The sequence below is a fragment of the Micromonospora sp. RB23 genome (assembly GCF_053585025.1).
The window spans coordinates 6,509,536-6,522,921 of the sequence record NZ_CM132111.1 but is presented as its reverse complement, the minus strand read 5'-3'; the positions used below and the strand labels follow the sequence as shown (position 1 = coordinate 6,522,921).

General features: G+C 72.5%; 10 protein-coding genes. 5 read left to right on the top strand and 5 right to left on the bottom strand.

Going from position 1 to position 13,386, the window contains the following annotated elements; genetic code table 11:
* Positions 1-17: 17 nt before the first annotated feature.
* Positions 18-1,037: an N-acetyltransferase family protein gene (locus tag ACTFTM_RS29795; RefSeq protein WP_449563628.1), complete on the top strand. Its 1,020-nt coding sequence runs from the start codon at positions 18-20 to the stop codon at positions 1,035-1,037.
* Here the strand turns inward: ACTFTM_RS29795 and ACTFTM_RS29790 are convergent.
* Positions 1,027-3,261 (bottom strand): hypothetical protein, encoded by a 2,235-nt coding sequence (locus ACTFTM_RS29790; protein ID WP_449563627.1) that lies wholly within the window; start codon positions 3,259-3,261, stop codon positions 1,027-1,029. The two genes, ACTFTM_RS29795 and ACTFTM_RS29790, sit on opposite strands and share 11 nt — an antisense overlap.
* A gap of 111 nt (positions 3,262-3,372) precedes the next feature.
* Between ACTFTM_RS29790 and paaN the strand changes: the two genes are divergently transcribed.
* Positions 3,373-5,046, top strand: coding sequence for a phenylacetic acid degradation protein PaaN (gene paaN / locus ACTFTM_RS29785; protein ID WP_449563626.1), 1,674 nt, complete (start codon positions 3,373-3,375; stop codon positions 5,044-5,046).
* A gap of 175 nt (positions 5,047-5,221) precedes the next feature.
* On the opposite strand, the gene ACTFTM_RS29780 is transcribed toward paaN, so the two are convergent.
* Positions 5,222-5,752, bottom strand: a complete 531-nt coding sequence (locus tag ACTFTM_RS29780; protein ID WP_449563625.1) for an N-acetyltransferase family protein — start codon at positions 5,750-5,752, stop codon at positions 5,222-5,224.
* Positions 5,753-6,036: 284 nt separating this feature from the next.
* Here ACTFTM_RS29780 and ACTFTM_RS29775 point away from each other — a divergent pair, with 284 nt between their 5' ends.
* The 3 genes from ACTFTM_RS29775 (at position 6,037) to groL (ending at position 9,453) form a co-directional block, all read left to right on the top strand.
* Positions 6,037-6,240: a cold-shock protein gene (locus tag ACTFTM_RS29775; protein ID WP_449563624.1), complete on the top strand. Its 204-nt coding sequence runs from the start codon at positions 6,037-6,039 to the stop codon at positions 6,238-6,240.
* 115 nt (positions 6,241-6,355) lie between these two features.
* Entirely contained in the window at positions 6,356-7,558 is a 1,203-nt protein-coding gene (locus tag ACTFTM_RS29770) for a hypothetical protein (RefSeq protein WP_449563623.1), read from the top strand.
* Between the two features lie 272 nt (positions 7,559-7,830).
* Positions 7,831-9,453, top strand: coding sequence for a chaperonin GroEL (gene groL, locus ACTFTM_RS29765; RefSeq protein ID WP_357392346.1), 1,623 nt, complete (start codon positions 7,831-7,833; stop codon positions 9,451-9,453).
* 58 nt (positions 9,454-9,511) lie between these two features.
* Here groL and ACTFTM_RS29760 read toward each other — a convergent pair whose 3' ends face one another.
* The 3 genes from ACTFTM_RS29760 to ACTFTM_RS29750 form a co-directional block, all read right to left on the bottom strand.
* A complete protein-coding gene (locus ACTFTM_RS29760; protein WP_449563622.1) occupies positions 9,512-9,757 on the bottom strand; it encodes a hypothetical protein in 246 nt (81 codons plus the stop codon).
* A gap of 76 nt (positions 9,758-9,833) precedes the next feature.
* Positions 9,834-10,769: a GNAT family N-acetyltransferase gene (locus ACTFTM_RS29755; protein WP_449563621.1), complete on the bottom strand. Its 936-nt coding sequence runs from the start codon at positions 10,767-10,769 to the stop codon at positions 9,834-9,836.
* Positions 10,770-10,808: 39 nt separating this feature from the next.
* The gene (locus ACTFTM_RS29750) at positions 10,809-13,277 is read right to left on the bottom strand and encodes a S8 family serine peptidase (protein ID WP_449563620.1); all 2,469 of its coding nucleotides are present in this window, start codon (positions 13,275-13,277) and stop codon (positions 10,809-10,811) included.
* Positions 13,278-13,386 lie beyond the last annotated feature (109 nt).

Genomic DNA, 13,386 nt, shown 5'->3' with positions numbered 1-13,386 from the left:
CTGCCAGGCTGACCCGCATGAGCATCACGATCGCGCCGTTCGACGGCACCGACCGGGCCGCGGTCAACGAGGCGTACCGGATCGGCGCGGCGGCCACCGAGGCCGACCTGCCCGACTTCCCGCCGTCCTGCCGGCGACGCTTCGACGCCCAGTTCCACACCCCGATGCCCGGCACCCGTTCCCTCTGGGTGCTGGCCCGGCTGGACGGGGTGCCCGCCGGCTACCTTCAGCTCGACCTGCCGCAGCTCGACAACACCGACAACGCCACCGCCGAGCTGACGGTCCGTCCGGACCTGCGCCGCCGGGGCGTCGGCCGGGCCCTGCACGAGTACGGGGTACGCCTGCTACGTCGACACGACCGCAAACGGGTCGTCGCCATGGCTGTCGCCGCGCTACCCGGCGGCCCGGCCCGACCGGCGGCGGGCGCGGCGTTCGCCACCGCGATGGGCGCGCACTCCGCGCTGGTCGAGGTGCGTCGCCGCCTGGAGATCGAGCACATCGACCGGATCGCGCTGCGGGCCGCCCTGGCCGAGGCCCAGCCCCGCGCCGAGGGCTACCGGTCCGTCTCCTGGCAGGGCGCCACCCCGCCGGAGTACGTGGCGGACATCGCCTACCTGGACGGCCGGCTGCTGATGGACGCGCCCATGGGCGACGTGCAGTGGGAACCGGAGCAGGTCGACGCCGAGCGCATCCGGGGCAACGAGCGCGCCCTGGAAGCCCGGGGTCGGCGGCGCTACCACCTCGCCATGCGACACGAGGCGTCCGGCCGGCTGGTCGCCTGGACCCTGCTCGACGTGGGCGTCTCCGTCGACTGGCACGCGTACCAGCAGATCACCCTCGTCGACCCGGCCCACCGTGGTCACCGGCTGGGCCTCATCGCCAAGGCCGAGAACCTGCACCACCTGCTGACCCACGAGCCCGGCGTACGCGTCATCGACACCTGGAACGCGGCCAGCAACAGCTACATGGTGGCGATCAACGAGCAACTCGGGTTCCGCCCGGTGGATGCCTGGGACAACTGGCAGCTCACCCTCTGACCGCCGGCGGCTCACCCGCCTCCAGCCGTCGCTTCAGCTCGTGGACCGCGCTGAGTAGATCCTGGTCCGAGGTGAAGTGGTGCCTCAGCACCGGTGGCGGCACCGTGTCGGTCGGCGGGACAGTCAACCCGGCCGGATCGCGCACCCGACGATCCACCTCCACGGCCCGGCCGCCCACCCGGGCCGTGGGATGGCCGGGTCGGGCCACCGGATCACCGACGAAGATCCAACCGCCGATCGGGTCGGTATAGCGCCAAAGGTTGATCCACCGCCAGTCGATCCGTTCTCCCGCCTCGTACAGCACCGAGTCGTTCACGTATGCCGGGAAGAACCGCCGGTACAGGGTGCCCAGTGGGCTCGCGTAGGTCAGCAGCGCGACCCGCCGCTGGCAGGTCGCCGGCAACTGGAGCACCGCGGCCATGGCGAGCACGCTGCCGTGACTTTGCCCGGACAGGACCACCTGGTCACCGCCCGCGACGAGTTGCCCGATCCGGCGGGTCAGCTCCGGCACTGCCCGCTCCGCGTAACAGGGCGGCGCGAGCGGGTGCGCTCCGCGTGGCCAGAACGTCGCCAGGTCCCAGAGCACCCCGACCGACCGGACGCCGGCCGACCGGTAGGCGAACAGTCCCGCTGCCGCCAACACCAGGGCGAACACGCCGGTCAGTGCCCCACCGAGATCGGTCACGAAGATCACTGGCCGGGCGAGCGTCTGGCCGCCCAGCCGCAGCGCGAGCGCCCCCGGCCCCTGGTGCACCATGGAGAGCCCGGCCGCGCCGAGCGTGAGCAACGCCAACACCGCGTACGCGATCGGCAGGAGTGGGCCGAGCCGGTCCGCCAGGCGCGCCCTGACGATCGCGTCCCGCACCGCCTCGACGCGCTCCCGCGGCACCCGGGACGCCTCCGGATACTCCCGGTGGACCAGTTCCTCCGCCTGCCGACGGTAGCGGGCCTGTCGGGTTCGCGCCCCGATCACCGCCACCCCCCACACCAGGACGAGCGCCACCGAGAAACCCAGCGCCGCCCAGCGGTACGCGACCGGTGGGGACAGCGGTGGCGCGCCCGGAGGCAACGGTCGGGCCGGGGTGGGGCTGGAGCCGCGGTCCAGGTACTCGGCGACCGCGTAGGTGACGGCGGATGAGTACGCCACGGCCAATCCGATCGCCACCGACCCCAGCACCGGCGCGCCGAGGCGGGCGACGAAGGTCCGTCCGGTCGGCGGGTGGCGGCTGAGCACCAGCACCCCCAGGGCCAACAGCAGCACCAACTGTGTGGCGAAGAGTCCGGCGACCAGCACGTCGTACCAGGGCAACGTGCCGGTGGCGGCCCACGGTGAACGGGGTGCGGACGCGTACGCCAGCGTCAGCACCGTCAGCACCACGGCCGAGCGGCGCGCCGCCTGGGTCCCCGAGCGGCCGGTGCCCGGCCCGCCGTGCCGCTCGATGGCCGGCCGGCAGAGCAGCACGGCGGTCCCGGCGAGCAGGGCCACGTCGATACCGAGCAGCACGTAACCGGTCAGGGCGGCGTCGTGGCGGGCCAGCGGCAGTAGCAGCGCCGCGTCCAGAGTGCCGAGCGCCACGGCGACGTGTACCGACCGTAGCCGCCGCAGGAGTGCCCGGTTGTCCCAGAAGGCCGGGGTGTCCAGGCGGTCCGCGCCCACCCCCTGCGGGGTCGTCGCGCTGTCCTCGGGGAGCTGCCAGGTGCGCGCCCCGAGTCGCCAGATCAGGGCGATCGCCAGGATCGGCAGGATGGCGAGGATGGCCAGCCGCAGACCTGGGGTCACGCCGCCCAGCCAGGAGATTTCCCGGCGGTCCTGGAGGCAGCGTGGGTACGCCGCACACTGCCAGGCGATCAGGTCGATCGCGACGCCCACCGTCGAGAGGACGTACATGGCGGTCAACGACGCCGCCAACAGCCGACAGACCGCCCGACCGGCGGTGCCCGAACGGCCGCTGATCGGGAGCATCCAGATCACGATGTTGCTGAGCATGAACGGCAGCAGCAGGACGAGCGAGAAGGTCCGGGTGGCGGTGCCGCCGGTCAGGCTGCCCCAGCGATACGCCTCCACCGTCGCCCCGTGCGACCCGGCCGTGTCGCCGAAGCCGGGTCGGGGCCGGTAGAAGCCGGCGTCGTCGTCCCCCGCGACCCGTATCACCACCGGCCGATCGAGGATCGCCTCCGGACCCTTGTCGGCGACGCCGTGCACCCGGATCTCGGTGATACCCACTCCGCCGTCCCTCCCTGGCCGAGAGCGGCGGTTACCCGTACTCCGCCGGACCAATCGCCGGCCGGTACCGGCCCTACTGCGCACGAGCCCGGTTGTTGCATGATGGCGGGCATGACGGAGACCCCGCATCCCCTGTACGACAGGCACGCCGACACCCTCAACCGTGCGCTGACCGCGATCACGGAGCGGGGCTACTGGTCCGCCTATCCCGAGTCCCCCAGCCCTCGCGTGTACGGCGAGACGGCCGCCGCCGACGGCAAGGCCGCCTTCGAGGCGTACCTCGGCGGTGACTTTCCACTCGACCAACCCGGCGGTGGCGGGCGGACCGCCACCGAGACGAGCCCGTTCGGCGTCGACCTGGCGGTGCGGTACCCGCACGCCGGCACCGACGAGCTGGTCGCCGCCGCGTCCGCCGCGCTGCCGGCCTGGCGCGACGCCGGCCCGCAGGCCCGGGTGGGCGTCTGCCTGGAGATCCTCGACCGGCTGCACACGCACATCTTCGAACTGGCGAACGCGGTGCAGTTCACCAGCGGGCAGGCGTTCGTGATGGCCTTCCAGGCCGGTGGCGCGCACGCGCTGGACCGGGCGCTGGAGGCGCTGGCGTACGCGTACGCCGAGATGACCCGGCACCCGGGCACGGCCGGCTGGGAGAAGGCCGCCGGCAAGGGTGAGCCGCTGCGGATGACCAAGACGTTCCACGTGGTCCCGCGGGGGGTGGCGCTGGTGATCGGGTGCAACACCTTCCCGACCTGGAACTCGTACCCGGGGCTGTTCGCCTCGCTGGTCACCGGTAATCCGGTGATCGTGAAGCCGCACCCGCGCGCGGTGCTGCCGTTGGCGATCACCGTCAAGTACGCCCGGGAGGTGCTGGCCGAGGCCGGCTTCGACCCGAACCTGATCCTGCTGGCGGCCGAGGCCCCCGGTGAGAAGCTCGCCAGCGACCTCGCCCTGCACCAGGCCGTCAAGATCGTCGACTTCACCGGTTCCACCGAGTACGGCGACTGGCTGGAGACGCACGCCCGGCAGGCGTCGGTCTACACCGAGAAGGCCGGCCTGAACACGGTCGTCATCGACTCCACCGACGACTTCGCCGGCATGTGCCGCAACCTCGGGTTCACGCTGACCCTCTACAGCGGGCAGATGTGCACCACCTCGCAGAACATCCTCATCCCGGCCGGCGGCATCGAGACCGACCAGGGGCACAAGAGCTTCGACGAGGTGGCCGGTGGAATCGCCGCCGCCGTCGGCAAGCTGACCGCCGACCCGGCCCGGGGCGTCGAGCTGACCGGCGCGATCGTCAACGACGGCGTGCTGGAGCGGCTGGCCGAGGTGACCAAGGTCGGGGAGCCGGTGCTGGAGTCGCGGACCGTCGCCCACCCGTCGTACGCCGACGCGGTGGTGCGTACCCCGACGATCGTGAAGCTGACCGCGGACGACGCCCAGACGTACGGCCGCGAGTGGTTCGGGCCGATCTCCTTCGCCATCGCGACCGACTCCACCGCGCACAGCCTGGAGCTGATGCGCCGGACCGTCGGCGAGAAGGGCGCGCTGACCGCCGGGGTCTACTCGACCGACGAGTCGGTGCTGGACGCCACCGAGGCGGTCGCGGTCGAGGTAGGGGTACACCTGTCCTGCAACCTCACCGGCGGTGTCTTCGTGAACCAGTCGGCGGCCTTCTCCGACTTCCACGGCAGTGGCGCCAACGCGGCGGCCAACTCGGCGCTGACCGACGGGGCATATGTGGCTAACCGGTTCCGGATCGTGCAGTCGCGGCGGCCTGCTTGATCTTTGGTTGCGGTGGGGGTTTCCGGGGCAGCCCGCCCCGCTCCGGGCGGTCAGGCTTGATCCCTGCGCGGGGCGGGCTGCCCCGGAAACCCTTCCGTGGGCACGGTTGTCGCTTTCGCGTCCGGGTTTGGGTGGGGCACCTTTCGTGGTTTTGCCCTGGGAAGAGTTCTCTTTTTTACGCTGTTCGTCGCATCTGTAGTTCGGTCAGGGCGGGGATCGTGGGGTGGGGGACCCGTACTCCGGTGTCTTTGAAGCCCAGCCGCTGGTAGGCCCGGTAGGCGCGGTCGTTGCCGACCACCACCTCCAGCAGCAGCTCCGGCCGACCGCAGGAACGTGACCAGGCGGCCACCGCGTCGATCAGCTCGCCGAGCAGCCCGCTGCCCCGCCAGGCCGGCGTGACGTACACGGCGTAGATCACGGTGAGGCCCGGCTCGTTCGGGGCGACCGTACCCCCGGCGTGCCCGACGAGCCGGCCGCCCGGGTCCGCGACGAACTGCGCGTTGTGGGGACCGGTCGACGTGTACGCCACCCGGGCGGCGAACTCGTTGTGCGGCCGGGCCGCGGCGTCGGCCAGGGTCTCCAGGAAGGCCAACGGCGCGTCGGCGAGCATCTCCAGGCGAAGCGCTCGCATCCGGGCGGCGTCCTGCGGTCGTACGCGGTGGATCCGCGCCTGCCGCAGGGCTGCGGCGCCCGTGGTGGTGGTCATGCCCGCATGCCTACCACAGGGGTGGACGCGCACCGGCGACCTGTGCGGTTGGATCTCCTCCATCCGGCCCTAACGCAACCATCGTCATGAATCCGACGGACCCTCGAATCGCCACGAAGTATGCCCGATTTGTGGTCGTGCGCTCCCGTCACTCCTCGTGTAGCGTGCGATTTCGATCACCTCTTTCAGCGGTCGTCGTCGATTGCTGTGGCGGTGGTCCGCGGGTGCCCGGCCGTGCCGGGTGTCCGGGCAGGCAACGCCGCGAAGAGTGAGGGAAGTGCACCGTGGCACAGGGTTCCGTGAAGTGGTTCAACGCCGAGAAGGGTTACGGCTTCATCGCCGTCGACGGCGGTCAGGACGTGTTCGTCCACTTCTCCGCGATCGAGATGGACGGTTACAAGGCGCTCGACGACGGTCAGCGGGTCGAGTTCGAGATCGCCCAGGGTCAGAAGGGTCCGCAGGCGGAGCACGTCCGCGTCATCAGCTGACCGATCCCGATCTGCTCGCCGGCGGTTCCCCCGATCGGCTGGCGAGTCGGGGCTGCGGCGCGGACGCCGGCCCGGGAAGATCGTGAACCGTTCCAGCCGATGCTGAGGAGGGCTCATGACCGACCAGTCGCCGCCACCCGCCACGCCCTCCGGGCCGGGTGAGCCGGACCCGTCCGCCGAAGATTCCGGCGCGTCACCCGTCCCGGGTGCGCCGCCCGAGTCCGGCGCTGGGATGCCTCCTGGCTGGCCGCCGGCCGCTGAGCAGCCGCCTGACGTGGTCGCCGGGATGCCGCCTGCCGGGCCGTCGCCCGTCTGGGACCCCGCGCGCGGCGCCTGGGTTCCGGCCGGCCTGCCGCCGCAGGGCTGGGCCGCTTCCGGCGTCGGCGGCTACCCGCCCGGGGCCGGCCCCTACGGCGGCCAGCCCTGGTATCCGGGGGCACCGGTCGGCTGGTACCCGCCGGGTTACGGCCTCGACCCGAACGACGCCCTGGTCACACCGCCCGGCGCCGGCATCGGTGGCTGGTTCGACCGGTTCTGGGGCGCGCTGCGTCGGGGCTGGCGGCAGTTGGTGCCGATCATGCTGCTCACGCAGGTCCTGCCGGCGGCGGTGCTCTCGGTCATCTCGTTCGGTCTGGACCCGTCACCCGCCTGGGAGGCGCAGGCCGAGACGAACCCGTCGGCCGGGCTGCCGGACAACTTCGCCACCAGCCTGCTGACCCTCGTCGTCGTGCTGGTCGGCGGCAGCCTGGTGATCGGCCTGGTGCAGGCGCTGGGCTGGGCCGCGGGCAGTTGGGTGATCACCCAGCAGGCGATCGGCCAGCCCGCCCGCCTCGGCGCGGCACTGCGGTACGGGCTACGCCGCGCGCTCGGCGTGTGGGGCTGGACGCTGCTGGTCAGCCTGCTCATCGGCATCGGAGTCTGCTTCTGCGTGCTGCCGGGCATCTACCTGGCGTTCGCCCTGAGCATGGCCGGCCCGGTCTACCTGTTCGAGCGGGACAATCCGATCGGCCGGTCGTTCCGGATGTTCCACGACCGGCTCGGGATGCTGCTCGGACGGGTGGCGCTGGTGGGCGCGGCGGTGATCATCGGAAGCGTCGTCCCCGGCGTCCTGGAGTCCGCCGGCACCACCGCGTTCGGCGAGGATCCGTTCGCGTCCCCGGGCGCCGCGGTCGGGGTGGTGGCCGTCATCGGCGTCACGGCGGTGCTGGCCCTGCCGGCCCACCTCGCCCAACTGGTCGGTCTGCTGATCACGTACGCCGAGCAACGCGCTCATGAGGGGCCCGTGAACGGGGCCACACTGGCCGCGGAACTCGGCTGACCGGGCTCATCGTGCTTGCACTCGGCAGGTGAGAGTGCTAAACAAGTCATTGGCACTCGCATACCGTGAGTGCCAATGGTCGGGACGGTGGGGCCTGGTTGCCCCGGTGTGGAGACACCGGAGCAGCACATGGCCGGTCGTCGCGGGCTATCCGGCCCGGCCGAAGGACGTCGTCGTCGCCAGGTGGCGACGTCCCAAGGTGCGTACACCAGGCGGCCCATCCGGGGCACACATCTCGGGTGGCCCGTGAGTGTCCAGGAGGACAACGCCGTATGGCCAAGATGATCGCGTTCGACGAAGAGGCGCGCCGCGGCCTCGAGCGGGGCATGAACCAGCTCGCCGACGCCGTAAAGGTGACCCTCGGCCCCAAGGGCCGCAACGTCGTGCTCGAGAAGAAGTGGGGTGCCCCCACCATCACCAACGATGGTGTGAGCATCGCCAAGGAGATCGAGCTCGAGGACCCGTACGAGAAGATCGGCGCCGAGCTGGTCAAGGAGGTCGCCAAGAAGACCGACGACGTTGCCGGTGACGGCACGACGACGGCGACCGTCCTGGCCCAGGCCCTGGTTCGCGAGGGCCTGCGCAACGTGGCCGCCGGCGCCAACCCGATGGCCCTGAAGCGGGGCATCGAGGCCGCGGTCGCGAGCGTCTCGGAGGAGCTGTCCAAGCTCGCCAAGGACGTCGAGACCAAGGAGCAGATCGCCTCCACCGCCTCCATCTCCGCTGGCGACAGCACCGTCGGCGAGATCATCGCCGAGGCGATGGACAAGGTCGGCAAGGAAGGCGTCATCACCGTCGAGGAGAGCAACACCTTCGGGCTGGAGCTGGAGCTCACCGAGGGTATGCGCTTCGACAAGGGCTACATCTCGGCCTACTTCATGACCGACCCGGAGCGTATGGAGGCCGTCTTCGACGACCCGTACATCCTGATCGTCAACAGCAAGATCTCGTCGGTGAAGGACCTGCTCCCGATCCTGGAGAAGGTCATGCAGGGCGGCAAGCCGCTGCTGATCATCGCCGAGGACATCGAGGGCGAGGCCCTGGCCACCCTGGTCGTCAACAAGGTCCGGGGCACCTTCAAGTCGGTCGCCGTCAAGGCGCCGGGCTTCGGTGACCGCCGCAAGGCCATGCTGGGCGACATCGCCATCCTCACCGGTGGCCAGGTCATCAGCGAGGAGGTCGGCCTCAAGCTCGACGCCGTCAGCGTCGACATGCTGGGCCGCGCCCGCAAGGTCGTCGTCACCAAGGACGAGACCACCATCGTCGACGGTGCCGGTGACGCCGAGCAGATCCAGGGCCGGGTCAACCAGATCCGGGCCGAGATCGACAAGAGCGACTCCGACTACGACCGCGAGAAGCTGCAGGAGCGGCTGGCCAAGCTGGCCGGTGGCGTTGCGGTCATCAAGGTCGGCGCGGCCACCGAGGTCGAGCTGAAGGAGCGCAAGCACCGCATCGAGGACGCCGTTCGCAACGCGAAGGCGGCCGTCGAGGAGGGCATCGTCCCGGGTGGTGGCGTCGCGCTGGTGCAGGCCGGCAAGACCGCCTTCGACAAGCTGGACCTGGTCGGCGACGAGGCGACCGGTGCCAACATCGTCAAGGTCGCGCTGGACGCCCCGCTGCGGCAGATCGCCGTCAACGCCGGCCTCGAGGGCGGCGTCGTGGTGGAGAAGGTCCGTAACCTCGAAGCGGGTCACGGCCTCAACGCCGCCAACGGCGAGTACGTCGACCTGCTGGCCGCGGGCATCATCGACCCGGCCAAGGTGACCCGTTCGGCGCTGCAGAACGCGTCGTCGATCGCCGCGCTGTTCCTCACCACCGAGGCCGTCGTCGCGGACAAGCCGGAGAAGACCCCGGCTGCCCCGGCTGGCCCGGGTGGCGGGGACATGGACTTCTGAGTCCAGATCCGACACACCGAACGGGGCGGGCCGCTGACGCGGTCCGCCCCGTTCGTCGTCAGGTGGGCAGCGGGCGCTGGTTGCGCCGCTTCTGCGCCCGGTCGTACGGCGGCAGCAACTGGATCGGCGCGTCCACCATCTCCTGCGGCTCGTCGGTCGCCGGGCGGCCGTCGGTGCTCATCTCGGCCAACTGTTCGGCGTCGCCGTAGTCCAGCCGGTCGAACGGCAGTTGGCCGGGCAGGTCGTCGACCGGTTTCCAGGTGATCGGCGGGCCGTCCTCGGTCTGGTCGTCATCCGTGGTCATGGCTGCCTCCTCTACCGAAACGGTAGGGGGCGTCGATGCCCGACGCGGGCGAATGGATCAATGTCCCATTTGACCGCTATTTCGCCGTGACGCGTCGCCGGTACAGGAAGAACACCCGCTCGATCCGCGCGCCCGCGCTGCCCGAGTAGAACGGCACCGGCCCCACCCAGCCGATCTGCGCCCGGTCCAGTCCCGCCGCATGCTGGTCCCGCAGGCAGCGGCGGAGCAGCACCCCGCCGATGCCCGAACCCTCGGCGGCCGGGGCCGTGCCCATCGGGCCGAACCAGCTCGGCCGGGACGACCCGTAGGCGGCGAACCCCAGCACCTCGCCGGCCCGCTCCGCCAGGTGGCAACCGGCCCCCTCGCGGCCCACCGATCCGGCCAGCTCGCCGTCCCAGGCGCCGCCGAAGGTGGACCGGGCGAACGCGGTCAACGCCGGCAGGTCCGCGGGCTCGGCCCGCCGTACCGTGATGTCCTGTCCGGCGAGCCGTCGCTCGGCCGCCTCCGTCGACCGCAGCGCCGGCGACTCGTCGTACGACAGGTCCGCGGTCATGTTCCAGGCGGTCCGATCCTGGTCGTAGCCCAGCGCCAGGGCCGCGCACACCGCCGGCGTGTACCGCACGTCGATGCCGGGCCAGGCGTAGTACGGCGGGTTCCCGGCCAGCAGCACCTCGGTCACGCCATGGCCGGCGAGTGCCCGCTCGGCCCGGGTGAGCAGCGCGCGGCCCACGCCACGGCGACGATGCCCCGGCAGTACGGCGACCAGGTCCACGTGCCCGATGCCCGGCTCGGTGGGCGACACCGAGCAGAGCGCCACCCCGACCAGGTCGTCGGCCCGGTACGCCCCGAGCGCGATCACCGGCCGGTCGACGGCGGCCCGGGGCCAGAGGACGTCCACGATGGCGTCCGCCTCGGCGGCGTCCTCCGGCAGGTCGAGCGCCTCTGCGCAGAGCCGCGCCACGCTGGGCGCGAGGTCCAGGGCCAGCTCGGTGACGATGATCTCGGCGTCCATGGGTGCCGACCCTAGATCACCCGCCGCCCTCCGCCCTGCTCACCCCCGGGCTGCCCGGACGGCGGCGAACGCGTCGACCTGACCGGCGCCCGTGACGTTCGCCGGAACGCCGCAGGCGTCGTCGGGATTGCGCGAGCGGTAGGTCGGCTCGGCCGGCGTGGCGGTGTCCCGCAGGATCTGCCGGGTCCGGGTCAGGTCGCCGATCAGGGCCGGATTCGCCGACCACATGAGCGCGACCACTCCCGCCACCTGCGGGGTCGCCATCGACGTACCGTCCAGCGCCGCGTACCCGCCGCCGGGCATCGCCGACACGACGCCCACCCCGGGGGCCAGCACGTCCGGCTTGCCCGCGCCGCCCGGCACCGGCCCGCGCGAGGAGAACTCCGCCACCCGCCGCTGCGCGTCCACCGCGCCCACGGTCAGCACCGTCGCGTACGGCGCGGGCGGGTCGTCGATCGACGCGCACCACGGGCCGGTGTTGCCGGCGGCGGCCACCACGAAGATCCCGGCCGCGTCCAGCGCCGCGGCGGCAGGCAGCAACGCGTTCCGGTCGCAGCCCTCGATCGCCGGGCAGCCCCACGAGTTGGTCAGCACCTGCGGGGCGCGTTCGGGTCGACCGTCGGTGAACGGGTCGCCCCCGGCCGGGAAGGGCGCCAGCATGAACTGGAGACAGTCCAGGTAGTGCCCCGGGCTGCCCAGGTTGCGGTCCAGGTTGACGCAGCCCACCCACTGCGCGTCCGGGGCCACGCCGATGCCGTCGCGCCCGACCGCGCTGCCCACGGTGTGGGTGCCGTGCCCGCCCTGATCGTTCGGCGCCCGGGTGCCGTCCCACGGGTCGTACCACGAGTCGTCGCCGCCCCGGAACCCCGCCCGCAGCGCCGGATGGCCACCGTCCACGCCGGAGTCGGAACTGCCGACCACGATGCCCCGGCCGGTCACCCCGAGTTGGGACCAGACCCGGTCCGCACCGAGCTGACGGATGTTCCACTCCGGGCCGGTCGGTGCCGGCGCGGTGCCCCGATTCTGCCCCGCCGGGGCGGGCAGTGGCCGTAGACGCTGGCTGACCAGTACCCGGGCCACCTCGGGCCGCCGCGCGAGCCAGGCGCGCACGGCCGGACCGCCGTCCACCTCGACCGCGTTGACCAGGTAGTACGGCACCGGGTCGAGCCGTAGCCGCGCCGCCGTCCGGCGCAGGCCGGCCTGCGTACGGTCGGCGGTCGTCACCAGCCGCCGGTAGACCTCCGCCGCCCGGGCGTCCCGGCCCGCCTGTCCCGGGGCGCCGGCCGGGATGCCGCTCAGGTCGGCCTGCTCGCGGAGTACCACCAGCAGCCGTTCGCCGTACAGGCCGGGCTGACCGGGCCCGACGTCGACCACGCCCACCGTCACCAGCAGGACCGCCGCCGCCAGCGCGGCGACCCGGCGGCTCGGGGTTCGTGCCGCTGGGCGGGCCAGCAGCACCGCGTACCCGACGGCGAGGACGACCCCGACGGCGAGGCCGACGCCGGCGGCGGCCGCCACCCAGAACGGCACGTCGCGGGTGCCGACCAGCAGCAGGGTGATCTCCTCCGGGTCGGTGAACGCCAGCGGTCCGAGCGCGGCGAGACCGACCAGCCAGCCGGTCGCCACCCGGCCGGCCTGGGCAGCCCCGGCCACGTCGGCGGTCGGTCGGGGGGTGACGGCCGGGTCGGCGGTGGGTCGCAGGGTCGCGGCCCACAGCGCGGCGAGCACGAAGCCGGTCGGCGGCAGCGTCAGCAGGGCGGGCAACTGCGCGCCGGACTGGCCCGTCCCGGCCGCCAGCAGCAGCAGCGCCACCCCGGCGACCAGGCCGCCGACCAGCACCAGGCGGGCCGGTCGGGGTGGCCGGCCGACCGCGAACCGGGACCAGAAGCTGGCGTCCAGCAGCGTGGCCGCCAGCACTCCCAGCGAGGCGGCCGCCAGGACCGCGAGAACGGTCTCCAGCAGCCCGCCGAGCGCGCCCAGCCAGGCCCACGGCAGCACCAGCGCCAGCCCGGCGGCGACGGCGAGCAGGGGCACCGGTCCCGGCCGCCGCGAGTCGCCCGGCGCCGGGCCGTCGGTGAGGCCGGCCAGCCGGGGGTACGCCCACCGACGCGCCGACCAGCGCACGGCGAGCGCGCCGAGCAGCGCCGTCGCGGCCAGCACGGCGAGGTACGCCTCGTGGTGCACGGGCGGCACCACCCGCAGCAGGGTGAGCAGGCCGAGGGTCAGCGCGCCGAGCAACCAGAGGTGTCCGGTGGCCCGGACGGCGGCCGAACGGGGCAGGACGGCCAGCAACAGGGCGGGTGTTCCGACCAGCACGACGGCGGTCAGGCCGAGCACCGGCCAGAGCCAGCCGAGGCGGTCCCGTCCGAAGTTCAGCAGCACCTGATCGGTCAGCCAGCCACCGGTCTGGGTGGCCACGGTGACGGCGACGGTCCAGCAGCCGACGAACACGGCCGCGACCACCGGCCACGGGGAGCTGCGGTCGCCGACTCCAGGATGACCATGCATCCGAGAACCCTACGACCACCCGGAAGATCTTCGACACATTCCGTTGGCCGCTGACGGAGACTGTCCGAAATCTCTGTCCGGTCGAGGTGGAAAGGAACGTGGTGGGGCG

Excerpts from the sequence above, each read along its gene's own strand:
- ACTFTM_RS29750 (WP_449563620.1), bottom strand. The coding sequence starts at position 13,277 with ATGCATGGTCATCCTGGAGTCGGCGACCGCAGCTCCCCGTGGCCGGTG.
- ACTFTM_RS29755 (WP_449563621.1), bottom strand. The coding sequence starts at position 10,769 with ATGGACGCCGAGATCATCGTCACCGAGCTGGCCCTGGACCTCGCGCCC.
- ACTFTM_RS29770 (WP_449563623.1), top strand. The coding sequence starts at position 6,356 with ATGACCGACCAGTCGCCGCCACCCGCCACGCCCTCCGGGCCGGGTGAG.
- groL (WP_357392346.1), top strand. The coding sequence starts at position 7,831 with ATGGCCAAGATGATCGCGTTCGACGAAGAGGCGCGCCGCGGCCTCGAG.
- ACTFTM_RS29780 (WP_449563625.1), bottom strand. The coding sequence starts at position 5,752 with ATGACCACCACCACGGGCGCCGCAGCCCTGCGGCAGGCGCGGATCCAC.
- ACTFTM_RS29795 (WP_449563628.1), top strand. The coding sequence starts at position 18 with ATGAGCATCACGATCGCGCCGTTCGACGGCACCGACCGGGCCGCGGTC.
- ACTFTM_RS29760 (WP_449563622.1), bottom strand. The coding sequence starts at position 9,757 with ATGACCACGGATGACGACCAGACCGAGGACGGCCCGCCGATCACCTGG.
- paaN (WP_449563626.1), top strand. The coding sequence starts at position 3,373 with ATGACGGAGACCCCGCATCCCCTGTACGACAGGCACGCCGACACCCTC.